Source organism: Herbaspirillum sp., from assembly GCF_035644555.1.
Lineage (GTDB): Bacteria > Pseudomonadota > Gammaproteobacteria > Burkholderiales > Burkholderiaceae_D > Herbaspirillum.
On the sequence record NZ_DASQOH010000014.1, the window covers coordinates 1 to 18,734 of the forward strand.

At 64.3% G+C, this 18,734-nt stretch carries 15 protein-coding genes and 1 pseudogene; 3 read left to right on the forward strand and 13 right to left on the reverse strand.

The window, feature by feature from the left end; translation table 11 throughout:
• From otsB to lptM, 5 genes are all read right to left on the reverse strand, one after another.
• Positions 1-554 (reverse strand): trehalose-phosphatase (gene otsB / locus VE092_RS05535; protein WP_324874639.1); only part of this gene is annotated, 554 nt, incomplete at its 3' end.
• 198 nt (positions 555-752) lie between these two features.
• Complete coding sequence (locus VE092_RS05540; RefSeq protein ID WP_324874641.1) at positions 753-2,210, reverse strand: sodium:solute symporter family protein; 1,458 nt, start codon at positions 2,208-2,210, stop codon at positions 753-755.
• Positions 2,211-2,468: 258 nt separating this feature from the next.
• The gene (locus VE092_RS05545) at positions 2,469-3,329 is read right to left on the reverse strand and encodes a phage tail protein (protein WP_324874643.1); all 861 of its coding nucleotides are present in this window, start codon (positions 3,327-3,329) and stop codon (positions 2,469-2,471) included.
• Between the two features lie 314 nt (positions 3,330-3,643).
• Positions 3,644-4,936: a diaminopimelate decarboxylase gene (lysA, locus tag VE092_RS05550; protein ID WP_324874645.1), complete on the reverse strand. Its 1,293-nt coding sequence runs from the start codon at positions 4,934-4,936 to the stop codon at positions 3,644-3,646.
• A 119-nt stretch (positions 4,937-5,055) separates the two neighbouring features.
• Positions 5,056-5,292, reverse strand: coding sequence for an LPS translocon maturation chaperone LptM (gene lptM / locus VE092_RS05555; RefSeq protein ID WP_324874647.1), 237 nt, complete (start codon positions 5,290-5,292; stop codon positions 5,056-5,058).
• Between the two features lie 49 nt (positions 5,293-5,341).
• Here lptM and cyaY point away from each other — a divergent pair, with 49 nt between their 5' ends.
• The 3 genes from cyaY (at position 5,342) to VE092_RS05570 (ending at position 8,597) form a co-directional block, all read left to right on the forward strand.
• On the forward strand, positions 5,342-5,674 hold the full coding sequence (gene cyaY / locus VE092_RS05560; RefSeq protein ID WP_324874649.1) for an iron donor protein CyaY: 333 nt from the start codon (positions 5,342-5,344) through the stop codon (positions 5,672-5,674).
• 112 nt (positions 5,675-5,786) lie between these two features.
• Positions 5,787-6,254 (forward strand): type II secretion system major pseudopilin GspG, encoded by a 468-nt coding sequence (gene gspG, locus VE092_RS05565; protein ID WP_324874651.1) that lies wholly within the window; start codon positions 5,787-5,789, stop codon positions 6,252-6,254.
• 204 nt (positions 6,255-6,458) lie between these two features.
• Positions 6,459-8,597 carry a TonB-dependent siderophore receptor gene (locus tag VE092_RS05570; RefSeq protein ID WP_324874653.1) on the forward strand — a complete coding sequence of 713 codons (2,139 nt, stop codon included), beginning with the start codon at positions 6,459-6,461 and terminating at the stop codon, positions 8,595-8,597.
• 17 nt (positions 8,598-8,614) lie between these two features.
• On the opposite strand, the gene VE092_RS05575 is transcribed toward VE092_RS05570, so the two are convergent.
• The 8 genes and pseudogenes from VE092_RS05575 to VE092_RS05610 all read right to left on the reverse strand — a co-directional run.
• On the reverse strand, positions 8,615-10,150 hold the full coding sequence (locus VE092_RS05575; RefSeq protein WP_324874655.1) for a hypothetical protein: 1,536 nt from the start codon (positions 10,148-10,150) through the stop codon (positions 8,615-8,617).
• Positions 10,151-10,719: 569 nt separating this feature from the next.
• Positions 10,720-11,904, reverse strand: a complete 1,185-nt coding sequence (locus VE092_RS05580) for a porin (protein ID WP_324874657.1) — start codon at positions 11,902-11,904, stop codon at positions 10,720-10,722.
• Between the two features lie 104 nt (positions 11,905-12,008).
• Positions 12,009-12,164 (reverse strand): hypothetical protein, encoded by a 156-nt coding sequence (locus VE092_RS05585; RefSeq protein ID WP_324874660.1) that lies wholly within the window; start codon positions 12,162-12,164, stop codon positions 12,009-12,011.
• Positions 12,165-12,199: 35 nt separating this feature from the next.
• On the reverse strand, positions 12,200-12,400 hold the full coding sequence (locus VE092_RS05590) for a hypothetical protein (RefSeq protein WP_324874662.1): 201 nt from the start codon (positions 12,398-12,400) through the stop codon (positions 12,200-12,202).
• Between the two features lie 29 nt (positions 12,401-12,429).
• Positions 12,430-13,773 carry an ATP-dependent protease ATPase subunit HslU gene (hslU, locus tag VE092_RS05595; RefSeq protein WP_324874667.1) on the reverse strand — a complete coding sequence of 448 codons (1,344 nt, stop codon included), beginning with the start codon at positions 13,771-13,773 and terminating at the stop codon, positions 12,430-12,432.
• A gap of 78 nt (positions 13,774-13,851) precedes the next feature.
• Complete coding sequence (hslV, locus tag VE092_RS05600) at positions 13,852-14,388, reverse strand: ATP-dependent protease subunit HslV (protein ID WP_006464149.1); 537 nt, start codon at positions 14,386-14,388, stop codon at positions 13,852-13,854.
• A 198-nt stretch (positions 14,389-14,586) separates the two neighbouring features.
• Entirely contained in the window at positions 14,587-18,285 is a 3,699-nt protein-coding gene (putA, locus tag VE092_RS05605; protein ID WP_324874665.1) for a trifunctional transcriptional regulator/proline dehydrogenase/L-glutamate gamma-semialdehyde dehydrogenase, read from the reverse strand.
• Between the two features lie 277 nt (positions 18,286-18,562).
• Positions 18,563-18,734: pseudogene (locus tag VE092_RS05610) on the reverse strand (ABC transporter ATP-binding protein); the annotation flags it as partial.

Here is an 18,734-nt window from a genome sequence, read left to right on the forward strand (position 1 = left end):
CCGCGGAACGGCGCTTCATGAAGAAACGCCGCCACCGCATCGCCCTTGTTGATGTGCGGCTTGGCTTCCACCACCATCTTGCCGTGCAGCATGGAAAAGCCGGGCTCGTGGCGCAGGGCGTCCATCATGGTTTCCACGCAGCGCTGCTCCAGGTGGGCGGCATGCCGGTAGTGCAGCGCCAGGGCACCGCGCTTGAGCTCCAGCTGTAGGCCGGGGTTGGACTGCACCAGCGGCAGCAGGCGCTGGCGCAGATGATGGACGTCCGGGACCGGCTGCTGGATGATGCGGCCGTCGGCGGTACGCCGTTCGGCCCCGTGCACACCGGCCGCCGGCAGGCGCAGCGGTGCCAGGAAGAAATCGAGTTGGTCCAGGGGGCGGCCGCTGACGATGGCCAGCGCGCCGTCCGATTCTTGTTGTAATCGCTGCAACAGCGTGATCAGTTCTGGCGGCACCACGATCTCTTCGGGTTGTGGCGCCAGTTCGACCAGGGTGCCGTCGAAGTCCAGAAATAATGCATCGGCAGCAAAATCGTAGGGGCGAGTTTGCTCAGTCATGTCATTTCAGGTTGATGGAAAGCAAATAAGTTCCGAGAACTTCTCGAATTATTGCGACTTTGACATCGAATAAGTTTGAAAAGCCCGACAGTGGCCTAGCTTTGACAGCGCTGACGGCAGCAGTTCTTGGCGCTACCGCAAAAAGAGAAACGGCCGCGCGGCAAGACCGGGCGACCGTTTCAGGCGGGCAAGAAGGGGTCAGGACTGGACCGTTCCCTCGGCCGGCGCCGCCACGATGGGGGCGACCGGTGCCAGCACCTGGGGCATGAGCGATCCGACTACCATCCCGCCGATGGAGAACAGCAGGCCGGCCAGTTGTGGCGGCCACAGGCCTTCGGGGGCGGTGTATTCCAGCGTGATCCAGGACAGCAGGCCCAGCACCATGGCCATCAGCGCGCCCTGGCGGGTGGCGCGCTGCCAGTAGACGCCGAAGGCCAGCGGGACGAAGGCGGCCACCAGCGTGACCTTGTAGGCGTTCTCGACCATTTCATAGATGCTGGACTGGCTGTTCAGGGCCAGCGCGGTGACGCCGACGGTGAAGACCAGCACCACGGCGCGCATGGTGAAGAGGAATTCACGATCGTTCTTCCAGGGACGGATTTCCTTGAGCACGTTCTCGGTAAAGGTCACCGAAGGGGCCAGCAGGGTCGCGCTGGCGCAGCTCTTGATGGCCGACAACAGGGCGCCGAAGAACATCACCTGGGCGAACACCGGCATCTTTTCCATGATCAGGGTCGGCAAGACCAGCTGGGAATCGGTCTCCAGCAGGCGCGACACCATGGCGGGGTCGATCAGCGTGGCCGAGTAGGCCAGGAAGATGGGGATGAAGACGAAGAAGAAATAGATCACGCCGCCCAGGATGGAGGCATTGCGGGCCACGTTCTCGTTCTTGGACGACATCACGCGCTGGAACACGTCCTGCTGCGGGATCGAACCCAGCATCATGGTGATCCAGGCGGCGAAGAACCACAGCACGTCCTTGAGTTCGGCCGAAGGCCAGAAGTTGAACTTGCCGGCCTCGGCGGCGTGGGCGATCACCACGCCCGGGCCGCCGACCATGCCGGAAACCTCGAAGCCGATGTAGAGCATGCCGACCACCACGATGATCATCTGCAGGAAGTCGGTGATGGCCACGGCCCACATGCCCCCCATGAGGGTGTAGATCAGCACGCTGCCGGCGCCGATGATCATGCCCCAGTGCATCGGGATGTAGCCGCCCGAGACGACGTTGAAGACCAGGCCCAGGGCCTTGATCTGCGCCGCCACCCAGCCCAGGTAGGAGATCACGATACAGATCGTCACCAGCATCTCGGCGGCGCGGCCGAAGCGCTTCTTGTAGTAGTCGCCGATGGTCAGCAGGTTCATCCGGTACAGGCGCTTGGCGAAGAACAGGCCGACCAGGATCAGGCACAGCGAGGAACCGAAGGGGTCGGCCACGATGCCGCCCAGGCCCTCCTTGAGGAAGGTGGAGGACACGCCCAGCACTGCCTCCGAACCGAACCAGGTCGCGAACACGGTCGCGGTCACCACCGACATCGGCAGCGAGCGGCCGGCGACGGCGTAGTCCTTCGAACTCTTGACGTATCGGGTGGCATACAGGCCGATGGCCACCGAGATGACCCAATAGAGGACGACGAACCAGAGCAGTGCATTCATGCCTTTTTCCTTGCAGCGGGGGTAAGAAAAACGCGCATTATAGCGGCAACCCGGCAGCAAAAACCGTTCGCAAAGCCGCTTGCGACAAGACTTTTCATCTGTCGCAGGCGGGCCACAGCCGGTCCCGCCCACATGCGCTGTCATTGCTGAAGCAAGCAAGAATTGCTCCCGCCCGGCCGCCGCGCGATGGCGCGGAGGCAGGAGCGGTCAGACGGAAGAGGGGCGTGGGCGAGGGATAAGGCGTGTCAGGAGGGCCGCTCAGGCGCCTTCGCTGCTGTGCTCGTAGGAAGGGCAGCCGTTCTTGCCCCATTGACCGTCGCACAGCTTCCACAGGCAGCGTTCGCGGGCGAACAGCGACAGCGCGCTGCACTGGCGGACCTGGTCGGTCAGGGAAGGCGCGGCCGGCTTGACCGGGGCCTGCGGCAGGCTTTGCGCGGCCTGGGCACGTTCGGCCTGGGCCCGGGCTGCGGCCAGTTGGGCCTCGGCCTCGCGCCGCCGCTGCTCGCGCAGGGCCAGGGCGGCATCTTCGCGGCGGTGGCGGGCCTCGGCGGCCGCACGTCGCTGCGCCAGCTGGCGCGCCTTGTCGTCGGCCTCCTCCTGCAGTTGGGCGATGGCATCCGGGCCGGGAGCTTCCAGGGTGGCCGGGGGGGGGCTGTCCTCGGCCACGGTCGGTGGCGCCGCAGTCGCCGGGGCGGCGCGGGACAGGCCAGGCAATTGCGGCAGCATGGGCTTGAGCGAACGTTGCGGCCATTGCGCCCCCAGCCACAGGGCCAGGCCGATGATGGCCAGTGTCAACAGCGAGACCAGCAGGGCGCCGCGGGTGGAGGCGCGGACCTGAGGGTCCTGGTGCGGATTGCGTGGGACCGGGCGCGCGGCGGCTTCGGGCCGCGCCTGCGCGGGCGAGGGCACCGGCTCCTGCGGCGCATCGCCGGCGGTGGCCACGGCGGCCGTCACTGCGGCGGCGGCAACGGCTGCGGCGGTGAGGTGCGAGGCGCGGACTTCGAGATCCTCGGCGCTGGCGGCGCCCGGCATGGACTGTGGATGGGCGCCGCCGCCCGCGGCGCCATCAGGCTGCGCCCGCTTGTCGCGATCTCCCTCTGTGCGTTCCAGGACTTGCATGGAATTCCCCTGTGTTGCGCTACCGACCACCGTCCCGGTGGCATGGTGTTCTCCCTGTCGTCCCTGTTTGCGCCTGGTCTCCGGCGGCACGGTCAAGCTCGCGCCTCAGGCCTGTTCGTATGCATCGTTTGTAATATGGACGGACGGCTATTTTGCTCCCAAATTTCTGAAAGGCAAAACAAAAATGCGGCTCTGCAAAAAATATCTGCAGCCCAGCACCGGCGCGTGTTGCCGGCCGATCAAGAAACGCTGTTGAAAAACAAACGGCAGCCGCGTTGCCGGGGCTGCCGTTGGTCGGACTGGCAATGACAATCTCAGTCGACGATCTTTTCCAGGGCAAACAGATCGGCCGGCTTTTCACGCTGGCGCACCAGGTGGACCCGCTCGCCATCGACCAGCACTTCGGCGGCGCGACCGCGGGTGTTGTAGTTGGAGGCCATGGTCATGCCATAGGCGCCGGCCGACATCAGGGCCAGCAGATCGCCTTCGGCGAGGGCCAGCTCGCGGGCGCGGGCCAGCCAGTCGCCGGATTCGCAGACCGGGCCGACCACGTCGTAGATGCGCGCCTGGCCGGCGTTTTCCTTGACCGTCTTCACGCCGTGCCAGGCTTCATACATGGCCGGACGCATCAGATCGTTCATGGCGGCGTCGACCACCGCGAAATTCTTGCCTTCGCCATGCTTGAGGTATTGCACTTCGGTCAGCAACAGGCCGGCATTGCCCACCACCGAGCGCCCGGGTTCGAACAGGACCTGGATCGGCCGGCCGGCGTACTTCTTCTGACGCCAGGCATCCACCCGGGCGAACACGCGCGCCAGGTAGTCGCCGACGGCCACCGGCTGCTCGTCGTCATAGCGGATACCGATGCCGCCGCCGATGTCGAGATGGTGGATGGCGATGCCTTCGGCTTCCAGCGCATCGACCATGTCGATGATCTTGTCCAGCGCTTCCAGCAGGGGCGAGTCGTCCAGCAATTGCGAACCGATGTGACAATCGATGCCGACCACCTCGATATTGGGCAGGGCGGCGGCGGCACGGTAACAGTTCAGCGCATCCTCGTAGGCCACGCCGAACTTGTTTTCCTTCAGGCCGGTGGAGATGTAGGGATGAGTCTTGGCATCCACATTGGGATTGACCCGCAGCGAGATGCGGGCGCGCTTGCCCAGGGCGCCGGCCACTTCGTTCAGGCGCGCCACCTCGGGGATGGATTCGACGTTGAAGCAGAGGATGTCATGTTCCAGCGCCAGCTTCATCTCGTCGCGGCCCTTGCCCACGCCCGAGAAGATCACCTTGCGGGCATCGCCACCGGCAGCCACCACGCGCAGCAGTTCACCGCCGGAGACGATGTCGAAACCCGAGCCGAGCCGGCCCAGCAGGTTCAACACCGCCAGGTTGGAATTGGACTTGACCGAGTAGCACACCAGCGCTCCGCCTTGGCCGGCGTCGGCACGTCCGGCCTGGCGGCAGGCATCGGCATAGGCCGAGAAATTCTCGACCAGGGCGGCCTTGGAATAGACATAGAGAGGCGTACCGAACTGCTCGGCCAGTGCCTGCAGCGACACCTGTTCGGTGTGCAGGGCGCCATCGCGATAGGAAAAATGGGACATGGATATCCGGAAAGTCTGAACTGTTGGAATCCGGCGCGAGCCCTGCGGAAGGGGCCAGGCGCCGCTATGCAGCGAGCATGGTGCAGGCCGGGGCGATACGACCGCTCGGCCTGCCTGCGCTATTTCGTGGCAGCGCCGGCCGCCGGGGTCGCATCACCCTCCTGGCGCGCACCGCTGCCGGCCTGCGGCTGCGGCGCGACCGGTTTGGGCTGGGTATGCGCAAACGGGTCGGGCGGCACCTTGGGCATGTACAACGGCCCCTTCTGGCCACAGCCGGCCAGCATCAGGGCGGCGGCGCAGGCGGCAGACGAGGCCAGGAAAGCTGCGCGACGGGCGGGAGAATAGTGTGACTTCACGATAAAATGTCGGATTACATCGAAATCTTAGAATGCCTTGGAGTGTAGCATGACCGAATCGGAATTCCTGGACCTGGCTGACGCCACCCTCAACGCCATCGAGACGGCGCTGGAAGACGCCTGCGACGCCAGCGAGCTGGACGTGGAATGCAGCCGCAGTGGCAACGTGCTGGAAATCGAGTGTGTGGACAACGGCTCCAAAATCATCATCAACAGCCAGGCCCCGATGCAGGAAATGTGGCTGGCCGCCCGTTCCGGTGGCTTCCACTACAAATTCGACGGGCAGCACTGGCTCAATACCCGAGACGGCAGCGAGCTTTACGCCACCTTGTCAGAGGTGGTCAGCAAGCAGGCCGGCGTGCCGGTGACCCTGCAGCCCTGAGTCCCTGACCGGCCGCCCATGGGTGGCATGCGTCGCCCGTGACGGCGGCGCCATGCCCGTCCTGGCGCGACACCGGATTCCAACCGTCCACTAGACCAAGCCAGCAGCTTTCATGCGCCGTTCTTCCCTGCCCTCGCGGCACCATCCTGCCTTCCTGTTCCTGCAGCGCGGCCTGGCGCGCCTGCGCTGGATCCTGGTATTGACCGTACTGGCGGTCGCCGCCGCCCTGGCGCTGCCCCCCCTGGTGGCGCGCCTGAACCACGACCACAGCCCGCAGGCGCTGGCAGCCGAAAAGGACATGCAGGCCATCGCCAGCGGCCTGGACCGCTACCGCCAGGACAATGGCCGCTACCCTACTTCCCAGCAGGGCTTGCTGGCGCTGGTGATCAGGCCGGTACGCGCACCGGTGCCGAACAACTGGTCCATCGGCGGCTATGTCGATCGCCTGCCGCGCGACCCCTGGGGCAATTCCTACCAGTACGAGTCCGACGAAGACGGCACCAGCTACGACCTGTATTCCTTCGGCCAGGCCGGGCCGGACGGCGGTGCCGACGGCGAACACGCCCTCCACCTGCACTGAAAACCCGCTTTCTGCGCCCCTCCTTGTCCTGTCTTGGTTCCTGACACCGGGCACCGGCCGCCGGGGGGCGGTGCGCGCCCGTACGCCTCCCATGCCGTGGGACAGACGCACGCATCGACAGCTTCCTGTTTACAACTTCTTACATTTGCAATTTAATACGAATAATAATTATTCGTATTAATCATTCAAATCGTGAAGAAAGACATGAAGCCCCGCCTGCATCCCCTGCACCTGGCCGTCCTGGCCACCTGCTCGCTGACCTCGCTGGCCCATGCCCAGCAGTCCCCTGCCCTGCCCACCGTCGAAGTCAGCGGCGCCCGCGCCAACGATGGTTACGTGGCACCCACCGCGGTCAGCGGCACCAAGAGCGAGGCACCGCTGCGCGATGTGCCGCAGACCATCAACGTGGTGCCGGCCCAGGTGATCCGTGACCAGAATGCGGCCTCGCTGCAGGATGTCCTGAAGAACGTGCCGGGACTGGGGCTGTCCACCGGCGATGGCCAGCGCGACCAGGTGTTCATCCGCGGTTTTACCGCCATCGGCGACCAGTTCGTCGACGGCTTCCGCGACGATGCCCTGTATTTCCGCGACCTGTCCAACGTAGAGAATGTGGAAGTGATCAAGGGACCGGCCGCCGTGCTGTACGGCCGTGGCTCCTCCGGCGGCCTGATCAACCGCGTGACCAAGAAGCCGGGCGTGGACGTCAGTGATATCGGCATCACCGCCAACAGCAATGCCGGACGCCGCGCCGAGCTGGACCTGGGACGCAGCGCCGGCGAGGGCGTACTGTCCTGGCGCCTGACCGGCGCCGTGGAACGGGGCGACAGCTACCGCGCCCAGCAATTCATCGACCGCAAGGCCATCGCCCCCTCGCTGGCCCTGCGCTTTTCGGCCGATACCAAGCTGCTGCTGCAGGCCGATTACCTGGAAGACCGGCGCGTGATGGACTTCGGCATCCCGTCCTATCGCGGCCGTCCGGTGGCGGTCGACCCCGGCACCTACTTCGGCGCCCGCAACGCGCGCGACGCCGACTTCGTGCAATCGCGCGTGGCCTCGACCACCGCCACCTTCACGCATCGCTTCAACGAGGAATTCTCGTTCCGCAACGGCCTGCGCTACTACGACTATCACCTCAACCGCAACAACACCAACATCAACGGCAACGTCAACGAAGTCAACGCCACCATGGCCCTGAACCATGCCCGGCTGGTGCGCGATGAGAACGGCTGGTTCAACCAGAGCGAGCTGACCCAGAAGCTGACACTGGGCCCGACCCGGCATGAAATCCTGTATGGGGTGGAAGTGGGCAGCCAAAGCAAGGATGCCGCTACCTACGGCGGGGTGGCCGTGGCCGGGGGCAACTCGGGCGTCGCACCGGTCTCGATCTTCAATCCGGTGCTGCCGCTGGTCAATCCGGATCGGGTGGCCGCACCCGCGCTGACCTATGGCACCTACGACACCCTGGCTGCCTACCTGCAGGACAGCATCACCCTGAACCCGCAGTGGAAAGCCCTGGTGGGCCTGCGCCACGACAGCTTCCGCCAGCAGGCACGGCTGGTCTCGGCGACCGGTGTGCCGAGCAACCTGTCGCGCACCGACACCGCCTACAGCCCGCGCGCGGGACTGGTCTGGCAGCCCAGTGAAACGCAGTCCTACTATGTCTCATGGAGCCGTTCCTTCCAGCCCTCCGGCGAGAACTTCGCGCTGGCCGCCAACAATGCCAACCTGGCACCGGAAAGCACGCGCAACACCGAAGTCGGCGCCAAGTATGACTTCTGGGAAGGCCGTGCCAGCGCTACCGTGTCGGCGTTCCGCCTGGAGCGCGACAACATCAAGTCCACGCTGCCCAACAATACCATCGTGCCGGTCGGCAAGCAGCGCACCGACGGTGCCGAATTCACCTTCAGCGCCGATCTCAAACAGGGCTGGAAAGTACTGGCCGGCTACGCCTATCTGAATGCGGTGATCACCAAATCCTCGTCCTTCGACGGCAGCGTGACGGCGGCTGGCAATGTCCCCTTCCAGGGCAAGAACGCCACCCTGACCCCGCGTCACAGCGCCAACCTGTGGCTGACCAAGGAACTGGGCGAAGGCTTCGTCATCGGCGGTGGCGCCAATGCCGTGGCGGCGCGCTTCGCCAACCCCGGCAATACCGTCACCCTGCCCGGCTACGTGACCGCCGATGCCATGGCAGCCTATCGCACCGCGCGCTATGAACTGCAACTGAACGTCGGCAATATCTTCAATACCGGCTACATCGTTTCCGGTCACGGCAGCAGCCCCAACCTGAGCCTGCCGGGCGCGCCGCGCAATGTGGCGCTGACCCTGCGCTACCACATGTAAGCGGCGGCCCGCCGCCCTCAGACAGCGTCCGGGAAGGCGGTACGCAGGCGGTATTGGCGCTGGCGGTAATTCCCCTCCGGACCGCTGAACCCGCAATCGACGTCGCCGAACAGGCGACTGACGCGGTTGATCGCGGCACGCTGGGCCTCACTGTGCACTGCGATCAGGCGGCGTTTGCTGCGGGCATGATGGGCGCAGATATCGACCACCAGGCAGTGGCCGTAGTCGGCCTGCTTGATATCGATCAGCAAGGCTTCCGGCTTGCTCAGGCCGAACATGGCGGCCAGTTCGATGCGCGCACTGAGGAAGGGATTGCTGTTGCGCAGCTTGTCGGTGAGCTGCGCGCGCGCCTGCACGGCCCAGTCCTGGGCATCCTCGGCGGCCTGGAACGCACACAGCGCCGACCGGGCATCCGCATCGGCGCGGGCGGCTGCCTGCTGCCACCAGTACAGCGCCTTGACGTCGTGCAACGGATCGTCACGGCGGTTACGCCACAGGATGTGCGCCAGTTCGACCTGGGCCTCGACCAGTCCGGCCTCGGCCGCCTTTTCCAGATATTGCTGCGCCACCTGCAGGTTGCGCTGCGAATAGATGGAGCGTGAATAGATGCGCGCCAGCGCATGCCAGGCGGGCGCACAGCCCCCCTCGCCGGCCAGCACCAGCCAGTGCAGCGCCTTCTTGAAATTGGCCAGACCCTGGTCCATGAAGACGCGCTGACCCTGGCGGTCGATCTTGGCGCACAGCAGGCCCAGTTCCAGGCGCGCCTCGACCTCGCCGGCCAGCGCCGCCAGCTCGAACAGTCGCATCAGTTCCGGCAGATCGGGTTGCGCCGCCCGCGCCAGCCATTGACCATAGCGCAACAGCAGGGTGGCTTCATCACGATTGAGCTGCACCAGGCCGGCGGCATCGGCATCCTTCTCCAGTTGCCCCAGCGCCGCGCCGTTGCGTTCCAGCAGCCGCTCCACCAAAGGCTGTGCGCCGCGGGCGAAGGTCTGACCCTGATCCTGTTGCCAGGCCTTGTCGAGCAGGGCGTACTGCGCCTGCTCGATGCCGGCACGTGCCGCTTCCTGCATCAGGCGTTCTTCCACCGCCGAGGAAGCGGCGCCCGGCACCACCGGCTGACCATGACGCTGCATCTGCTGGGCCAGCAGCCACTGCGCCTGATGATCATCGCGACTGGCCAGCAGCGACAGCGCGGCGATGGCCCGCGCATGGGCATTGCTGTCGAACTGACCGGTGTGCTCCAGCACCAGGCGGGCGAAGATCAGGCCGGCCTGCGGCACGCCCGCCTCAAACGCCTTTTCATACCAGACCGCGGCTTCGCGGGGCGGCGACAGATCCTTGACTTGTTCGTAGGTGATGTTGCGACCGATGATCATCCAGGCATCGTCCACGCCTTGCTGCGCGGCGCGACGCAACCAATAGAACGCGGTGCCCTTGCTGCGCGGCAGGCCGCTGCCGCCGTTGAGATAGCGTCGGCCGAGGGCCAGTTGTGCGCGCGACTCACCGGCACGGGCGGCCTTGATGACTGCCAGCTCTTCTCTTGTGGCCATGTTGCTTCCTTTCTGTTGCGCTTGCGACTGCAAACAAAATCTCGGGAAAAAGAGATCCCCTCCGGCGCAGCAGGCTGTGTCGGTTCCGTATGCATCAAAAACTTAGAAATGGATGCCGTGATCAGAGCGTGAAGGACAACGCCCAACCAGAATCAGCCAAGGAGCAATGATTCCTGCAGGCATCCAAATGTAGGGTGAATATTAGAGCAGTGCGACGCGCAAAAGTGCGCAACGAGGAAGCCTATTACGCTTTCTTTACAGTCATCAAGATCGGCCACCAGTCAGGATTCCGTCAGGTTTTACTACTTTGAAAGCGAGTGTTTTGCAGAGCAAAAAAACGAGCTCTCCGAGGCCTGCTGGCCCTGGCAGCGATCACGAAGCCGAGCCGTATGCGAGGGAAACATCAGCGTTTCTCGTGCTTGCGGAGATTGTTGCAAAAAGTAAGAAACAGAAACAAAAAACTAACAAAATACCGGCCGCCGTCAGCGCATGAAAAAAGGCGCCGCATGAACCTCATGCGGCGCCTTCATGCCAACGTCGTCAGGGACGACGTCCTGCGTCAAGTCACATCAGAACTTGTGACGGATACCCACGGCGACGGCGCCCTGATTGCCATCGTTACCGGTGCTGTCGGAGACGCCCGGATTGACCAGATCGCTAGCCTTGGTGTAAGCCAGGAAGGCGTACAGGTCGGTGCGCTTGGACAGCCAGTAGTCGGTACCCAGGCTGACCTGGGTCAGCTTGGCCTTGTTATCCACGCCGTCGAAGTTGGCACGGGTGTGGTCCACGGCCGCCAGCAGCTTGAGGGACGGGGTCAGGGAATAAGCAGTACCGATTTCGTAGATGTCAGCCTTGTTGGAACGGGCCAGCGTACGGTTGGTCACGGTGGTCAGCGAGCCCACGCCGATGGCGGTGAGGTTGGCCTGGGTGTTCAGGTCTTGCTTCACGCGCGAGTAGTTACCGTACACACGAGCCGGACCGAACTGGTAGGACGCTGCCACGTTCAGGACCTTCTGAGCGGAGCTGCCAGCGTTGGCCGACAGGGTGTTGACGCTGGCGGTGGTCGAGGTTGCCGGGATCAGCGAGACGTCAGACGGGGTCGCACCAGCCTTGGACTGGTAGTAGTTGATGCCCAGACCCAGCGGACCGTTGTCGTACTTGCCGCCGATGCCGAACGATTGACCGGCCGAGGTCTGACCAGCGGTTTCACCGAAGCCATACATCAGGTTACCGGTGAAGCCGCTCAGGTTGGTCGTGGTGTAGCTGATCGAGTTGTTGGTACGGGTGCCTTGCAGGCGATCCAGACCGGAACCGGAGTTGTTGACCCAGCCACCGAAGTCTTGCACGGCGGTGTAAGCCGAGATGGTGTCAGCAAAGTCGGTTTGACGACCCAGCAGGACGGTACCGAAGTTACCGGCCAGACCGACCACCGACTTGCGGCGGAACAGGTTGGAACCGGTGGTGGCGTCGGAACCTTGCAGGCCGCCGGTGTCGTTGGAGAAGCCGGCTTCCAGGTTGAAGACTGCGGACAGGCCGCCACCCAGATCTTCAGCGCCCTTGAAACCGATACGCGAACCCTGGATGATGCCCGAGTTCAGGCCGAACTTGGAGCCGGTGCCGCCGTTGGCGGTGGCAACCTTGCTTTGGTAGACAACACCGGTATCGACGATACCGTAGATCGTGACGGAGCTTTGCGCATGTGCTGCGCCTGCGAACGCGCCCAGAACGGCGAGTGCCAGCAGAGATTTTTTCATGTGACGTCCTTCTCTAAAAATAGTCTTGAGGATCCGCACTTGCAGTCGGATGGACAGACATTAATGCTTCTCGTCGCGCGTGACTGCACCTTGGTCGATACAAGTCATTTTTTAGACGGGAGCGAAAGATTGAAATGGCAATTGTTGTATTTTTTTATCGCCTCATCTGGCGTTGCGCGGCTGCTTCTCATCTGCAAGCGCCCCGCGCCAATGAAAAAAGCGCCGGCATTTCTACCGGCGCTTTCATCAAAATCTAACATTTTGATACATCTTCCCTGCAGCCCTGCAGTGCTGGTCAATCCTTGTCACTACCGCCCAGTTTGCTCTGCAGTTCGGCCTTCAACTGCTGCCGCTGCGCCGATGCATTCTTGCGATGCGGACCCGCACCACCGGCGCGCTGCTGGGCTGCCAAGGCGACCGGATTGCGCGGGCGGGACTGCGACGGCTCGACCCGAAAACTTAGTTTCTGCCGTGTTCCCAAGGTCTTGTTGGCCATCGCAATCTCCCGCGCTTTTTATCCAATTTCTACAGGACGTAGCGCGACATGTCTTCGTCCACCGCGAGTTCACCGAGGCGTTCGTTGACATAGTCACCGTCGATCAGGAGCCCGTCCACGCCGGCCTCGCCGGCCGTGAAGGAAATCTCTTCCAGCAGTTTTTCCATCACCGTATAGAGACGTCGGGCACCGATGTTTTCTGTCTTTTCATTGACCGTGTGCGAAATCTCGGCCAGACGCTTGATGCCGCTGTCGGCAAATTCGATCTTCACGCCTTCGGTGGCCAGCAGGGCTTCGTATTGCTTGGTCAGGCAGGCATCGGTGCCGGTCAGGATGCGTTCGAAATCGGCGATCGACAGTGAATCCAGCTCCACCCGGATCGGGAAGCGACCCTGCAGTTCCGGGATCAGGTCCGACGGCTTGGACAGATGGAAGGCACCGGAGGCGATGAAGAGGATGTGATCGGTCTTGACCATGCCGTACTTGGTATTGACGGTGGTACCTTCCACCAGCGGCAGCAGGTCGCGCTGCACGCCGGCACGCGAGACATCGGCATTGCCGTTCTGCGAGCGGGTGGCGATCTTGTCGATCTCGTCGAGGAAGACGATACCGTTCTGCTCGACGTTGGTGATGGCCTTCAGCTTCAACTCTTCATCGTTGACCAGCTTGGCAGCTTCCTCGTCGATCAGCAGCTTCATGGCTTCCTTGATCTTGATCTTGCGCGCCTTCTTGCGCTGGTTGCCCATACCCGAGAACATCGACTTGATCTGCTCGGTCATTTCTTCCATGCCCGGCGGCGCCATGATTTCCATGGTGGGCGCAGCATCGTTCAGTTCCAGTTCGATCTCGCGATCATCCAGCGCACCTTCGCGCAGACGCTTGCGGAAAGTCTGGCGGGTGGTGTTCTTGTCGTCCTTCTCGCCACTGCTGCCATTCTCGGAGGTGAATCCGAAATCGCGTGCCGGCGGCAGCAGCACGTCCAGGATGCGGTCTTCGGCGGCATCCTCGGCGCGGGTGCGCACCTTGCGGGTTTCCAGTTCGCGGGTCTGCTTGATGCCGATGTCGACCAGGTCGCGAATGATGGTATCGACGTCACGACCGACGTAACCGACCTCGGTGAACTTGGTCGCCTCGATCTTGATGAAGGGCGCATCGGCCAGCTTGGCCAGGCGGCGCGCGATCTCGGTCTTGCCCACGCCGGTGGGGCCGATCATGAGGATGTTCTTGGGCGTGATCTCGTGGCGCAGCGGCTCCTCGATCTGCTGGCGACGCCAGCGGTTGCGCAGCGCGATGGCCACCGCGCGCTTGGCGCGGGCCTGGCCGACGACGTGCTTGTCGAGTTCGGAGACGATTTCCTTGGGAGTCATGTTCATGGTGGTGATCTTTTCGCTGTGACGGTTCATCAGGAGAGCGGGCGCGGTGTGATACCGGGGCCGGGGTTTAATCCAGCCTTAATCCAGCGTCTCGATGATGTGGTTCAGGTTGGTGTAGATGCACAGCTCGCCGGCGATGGTGAGCGATTTCTTGACGATCTCGGCCGGCGTCAGTTCGGTGTTCTCATACAGGGCCTTGGCCGCCGATTGCGCGTAGCTGCCGCCGGAACCGATGGCGCCGATGCCGTCATTGGGTTCCAGCACATCGCCGTTGCCGGTGATGACCAGGGTGGTGTCGCGGTCGGCACACAGCAGCATCGCTTCCAGGCGGCGCAGCATGCGGTCGGTACGCCAGTCCTTGGCCAGCTCGACCGAGGCGCGCATGAGGTTGCCCTGGTGTTTTTCCAGCTTGGCTTCGAACAGGTCCAGCAGGGTGAAGGCGTCGGCCGTGCCGCCGGCGAAACCGACCAGGACCTTGCCGTGGTAGAGCTTGCGCACCTTGCGCGCACTGCCCTTCATGACGATGTTGCCGAGCGTCACCTGGCCGTCGCCGCCCAGCGCGACCTGATTGCCGCGACGGACGGAAAGGATGGTGGTGCCGTGAAATTGTTCCATGCTTGCCTCTGTTCAATATGTGCCTGGGAGCAGCGGATGGGCTTGCCATGACCGCATTCCTGTCGAGATGGGGCTGGCCGGCCGGATTGCAAGTCACGCGATCGGGCAGGCCGCCATCGAGGCCGATATTGTACGCCGGCACGAAAAACGGGCGCCCGGGCCGCAAGGCGGGGCGCCCGTCCCAGACAGCGGGAGCGATTACACCGAGATGGTCATCAGGCTGGCGTTGCCGCCGGCTGCCGTGGTGTTGACGCACAGCGCGCGCTCGGCCAGCAGGCGCCACAGCGGGATGGCCGTGTCTTCGCTGCACAGGATCAGCGGCACCAGCGCGCCTTCCCGCTGCGCCAGGCTGGCACGCCAGGCGGTGGCCTGGTGGCTGTCCACCAACGCCGCCTGCAGCGCTTCGCCATCAAGGCGGGCGGCACGACGGATGGCGCCGCGCACCGGGGCCGGCAGGCCAGCCGGCAGCAGCGCCGCGGTGGCCTGGTCGACCAGCACGGTGTTGCCGGTGGCGAAGGCGGCGGCCAGCTGGTTGAGCAGGGTACCCACGCTGGCGGCCACGCACAGCACCAGGCCACGCGGGGCGAAGGCCAGGGTATTGCGCTCGCCGGTGGGGCCGGGCAGCACCAGGCTGCGCTGCAGCAGGCTGTCGCGGTGATAGCGCTCGCCACTGGCGGCCAGGCGTTCATGGCCGTGCGTACGAGCCCAGTCCAGCAGGCTGTCCAGCAAGCCATTGGGGACCGCCGAGGGCTGGGCACGGGTCAGTTCTTCATGCAGCTGCGCATTGCGTTGCAGGCGCTTCAGGTAGAGCGGGCCACCGGCCTTGGGACCGGTGCCGGACTTGCCTTCACCGCCGAAGGGCTGGACCCCGACCACGGCACCGACGATATTGCGGTTGACGTAGATGTTGCCGACATGGGCGCGCTGGGCGACGAAATCGATGGTCTCGTCGATGCGGGAATGCACGCCCAAGGTCAGGCCGTAGCCGGTGGCATTGATGGCGTCGATCAACTGCGGCAGGGCATCGCGCCGATAGCGCAGCACGTGCAGCACGGGGCCGAAGACTTCGCGCTGCAGTTGCGCCAGGTCGTCGATCTCGATCACGGTCGGCGGCACGAAGGTACCGTGCTGGCAGGCCGGGTCCAGCGGCAGCTGGTGGACCGAACGGGCGCTGCCGCGCATGCGTTCGATGTGGGCCAGCAGGTTCTGCTGGGCTTCGGCATCGATGACCGGGCCGATGTCGGTGGACAGGCGATCCGGACGGCCCACGCGCAGCTCGGCCATGGCGCCCTTCAGCATTTCCAGGGTGCGGTCGGCAATGTCTTCCTGCAGGCACAGCACGCGCAGTGCCGAGCAACGCTGGCCGGCGCTGTCGAAGGCGGAAGACAGCACGTCCTGCACCACCTGTTCGGCCAGAGCGGAGGAATCGACGATGAGCGCGTTCTGACCGCCGGTCTCGGCGATCAGCGGGACTTCGCCGTGTTCGCCGCTGCCATCACCATCGTCATGCGAGCGCTTGGCCAGGGTGCGGTTGATCAATTGGGCCACTTCGGTGGAGCCGGTGAAGATCACGCCCTTGACGCGCACGTCCGAGGTCAGGGCTGCGCCCACGGTCTCGCCACGGCCCGGCAGCAGTTGCAGCGCGGCGCGCGGGATACCGGCCTCGTGCAGCAGTTGCACGGCACGATGTGCAATCAGGGCGGTCTGCTCGGCCGGCTTGGCCAGTACCACGTTGCCGGCGGCCAGCGCAGCGCTGACCTCGCCGATGAAGATGGCCAGCGGGAAATTCCACGGGCTGATGCACACCACCGGCCCCCAGGCCAGGACGTTGCCGTCATGGCGCGAAGCGATGGCGTAGTAGCGCAGGAAGTCCACCGCTTCGCGGACTTCGGCAATCGCATTGGGCAGGGACTTGCCGGCTTCGCGCACGGCCAGGGCCATCAGTTCGGCGATGTTGGCTTCCAGCAGGTCGGCAGCGCGTTCCAGCATGGAGGCACGCTCGCTGGCGGGGGTGGATTGCCATTGCGGCGCATAGGCAGTGGCGGCGGTCAGCGCGGTATCGACATCGGCGACCGTGGCTTCGATCACCTGCCCCACCACTTCGCGATGGTCGGCTGGATTGCGCACGGGTTGCGCCGCCTGCGCGGCGATCTCGCCGGCCACCAGCGGCGCGGCCTGCCACTGGCGGCCAGCCATGTCCGCAAAGGCCTGGTCCAGCTGTTGCAGGCGCGTTTCGTTGGAGAGGTCGATACCGGCTGAGTTCGTGCGTTCCTCGCCATACAGGCGCTGCGGCACGGCGATGGCCGGGTGCGGCAGGCCGCCCTGGGCGCGCACGGTCTCGATGGGGTCGGCCACCAGGCTGTCCAGCGAGACCGCCTCATCGACGATCTGGTTGACGAAGGACGAGTTGGCGCCGTTCTCCAGCAGGCGGCGTACCAGGTAGGCCAGCAGGGTCTGGTGCGAACCGACCGGGGCATAGATGCGGCAGGCCTTGCCCAGATTGTCGGCACCGACCACCTGGTCGTACAGGGTCTCGCCCATGCCGTGCAGGCACTGGAATTCGTAGTTGTCGATCTGGTGCTGTTTGGCCCAGTGGTAGATGGCCGACAGGGTCAGCGCGTTGTGCGTGGCGAACTGTGGATAGATCACGTCGGTCGCGGCCAGCAGCTTCTGTGCGCAGGTCAGGTAGGAGAGATCGGTGTGCACCTTGCGGGTATAGACCGGATAGCCTTCCAGGCCATCGACCTGGGCGCGCTTGATCTCGCTATCCCAGTAGGCGCCCTTGACCAGGCGGATCATCAGGCGACGGCCGTGACGGCGCGCCAAGTCGACCAGATAGTCGATGACGAAGGGGCAGCGCTTCTGGTAACCCTGCACCACGAAGCCCAGGCCCTCGAAGCCGGCCAGGTCGGGATCGGCGACCAGCACTTCCATCATGTCCAGCGACAGCTCCAGGCGGTCAGCCTCTTCGGCGTCGATGTTCAGGCCGATGTCGTATTGCTTGGCCAGCAGCAGCAACTGCTTCAGGCGCGGCAGCAGTTCCCCCATCACGCGGGCGTGCTGGGCGCGCGAATAGCGCGGGTGCAGGGCCGACAGCTTGACCGAGATGCCCGGGCCGTCCTTGATGCCACGGCCGTTGGAGGCGCGGCCAATCGCGTGGATGGCCTGCTCGTAGGACTGGTAGTAGGCATCGGCATCGTGCATGGTCAGGGCCGCTTCACCCAGCATGTCGTAGGAGTAGCGATAGCCGCGCTTTTCGTTGTCGCGGCTGTTCTCCAGCGCTTCTTCGATGGTCTGGCCGGTCACGAACTGGTTGCCCAGCATGCGCATGGCCAGGTCCACGCCCTTGCGGATCAGGGGCTCGCCACCCTTGCCGATCAGGCGGGTGATGGCCTGGGTCAGGCCGCTTTCGCTGCTGGTGGACACCAGCTTGCCAGTGATCAGCAGGCCCCAGGTGGCGGCATTGACGAACAGCGAAGGCGATTCACCCAGGTGCTTGCGCCAGTCGCCCTTGCTGATCTTGTCGGCGATCAGGCGGTCAGCGGTCTGGCGATCGGGGATGCGCAGCAGCGCCTCGGCCAGGCACATCAGCGCCACGCCTTCTTCCGAGGACAGCGAGAATTCGTGCATCAGTGCGTCCACGCCGGAAGAGCGGGTGCGCTTCTCGCGCACCTGCTGCACCAGTTTCCGGGCCAGTTGCTGGGTCGACTCCTTCCAGGACGGGTCGCCCTGGACCTGCTGCAACAGCCATTGCACGGCCTCGCGCTCATCGCGACGGTAGGCGGCGGTGATGGCGGCGCGCAGGGGGCTGGGAGCGGGCAGCAGCTCGGCGTGGAAGGCGCCGAAAGGCAGGCTGGAAGCAGTGGCCGCAGGCGCGGCAGAGGCGACGGTAGTCATGGTCTGGAGTTCAGGATGGGAAGGATTTTGGCAACCGGATTCTATGTGCTAAAGACCAATATTAATTCTGTATTTCAGTGATATAACCAATATTTAATTTTGCATTTCATTAATTGACCAACTTTAATTTTTCAAAGAATCCCGGATCAAGTGCAACATCCAGGCCGGCCGCGCCTGTGCAGGCGACGCGGCCGGGAGCATGAAAAAAACGCCGCAGGCCTTGCGGCTGCGGCGTTTTGCTGACATCGGTATCACCGGCGCGACAGACTGGTCCGGATCAACCCTCGCCCAGGTAAGCCGCCTTGACCCGTGGATCATCCAGCATCTGCTGCGCCTGGCCCTCCATGGTGATCAGGCCGGACTCCATCACGTAGCCGCGATGCGCCGCTTCCAGCGCCAGCTTGGCGTTCTGTTCCACCAGCAGGATGGTGATGCCCTGGGCCGACACA

What these genes read in the sequence shown, in the direction of transcription:
- VE092_RS05540 (WP_324874641.1), bottom strand. Translation starts at nt 2,210, where the DNA reads ATGAATGCACTGCTCTGGTTCGTCGTCCTCTATTGGGTCATCTCGGTG.
- VE092_RS05545 (WP_324874643.1), bottom strand. Translation starts at nt 3,329, where the DNA reads ATGCAAGTCCTGGAACGCACAGAGGGAGATCGCGACAAGCGGGCGCAG.
- lysA (WP_324874645.1), bottom strand. Translation starts at nt 4,936, where the DNA reads ATGTCCCATTTTTCCTATCGCGATGGCGCCCTGCACACCGAACAGGTG.
- cyaY (WP_324874649.1), top strand. Translation starts at nt 5,342, where the DNA reads ATGACCGAATCGGAATTCCTGGACCTGGCTGACGCCACCCTCAACGCC.
- gspG (WP_324874651.1), top strand. Translation starts at nt 5,787, where the DNA reads ATGCGCCGTTCTTCCCTGCCCTCGCGGCACCATCCTGCCTTCCTGTTC.
- VE092_RS05570 (WP_324874653.1), top strand. Translation starts at nt 6,459, where the DNA reads ATGAAGCCCCGCCTGCATCCCCTGCACCTGGCCGTCCTGGCCACCTGC.
- VE092_RS05575 (WP_324874655.1), bottom strand. Translation starts at nt 10,150, where the DNA reads ATGGCCACAAGAGAAGAGCTGGCAGTCATCAAGGCCGCCCGTGCCGGT.
- VE092_RS05580 (WP_324874657.1), bottom strand. Translation starts at nt 11,904, where the DNA reads ATGAAAAAATCTCTGCTGGCACTCGCCGTTCTGGGCGCGTTCGCAGGC.
- VE092_RS05585 (WP_324874660.1), bottom strand. Translation starts at nt 12,164, where the DNA reads ATGTTAGATTTTGATGAAAGCGCCGGTAGAAATGCCGGCGCTTTTTTC.
- VE092_RS05590 (WP_324874662.1), bottom strand. Translation starts at nt 12,400, where the DNA reads ATGGCCAACAAGACCTTGGGAACACGGCAGAAACTAAGTTTTCGGGTC.
- hslU (WP_324874667.1), bottom strand. Translation starts at nt 13,773, where the DNA reads ATGAACATGACTCCCAAGGAAATCGTCTCCGAACTCGACAAGCACGTC.
- hslV (WP_006464149.1), bottom strand. Translation starts at nt 14,388, where the DNA reads ATGGAACAATTTCACGGCACCACCATCCTTTCCGTCCGTCGCGGCAAT.
- putA (WP_324874665.1), bottom strand. Translation starts at nt 18,285, where the DNA reads ATGACTACCGTCGCCTCTGCCGCGCCTGCGGCCACTGCTTCCAGCCTG.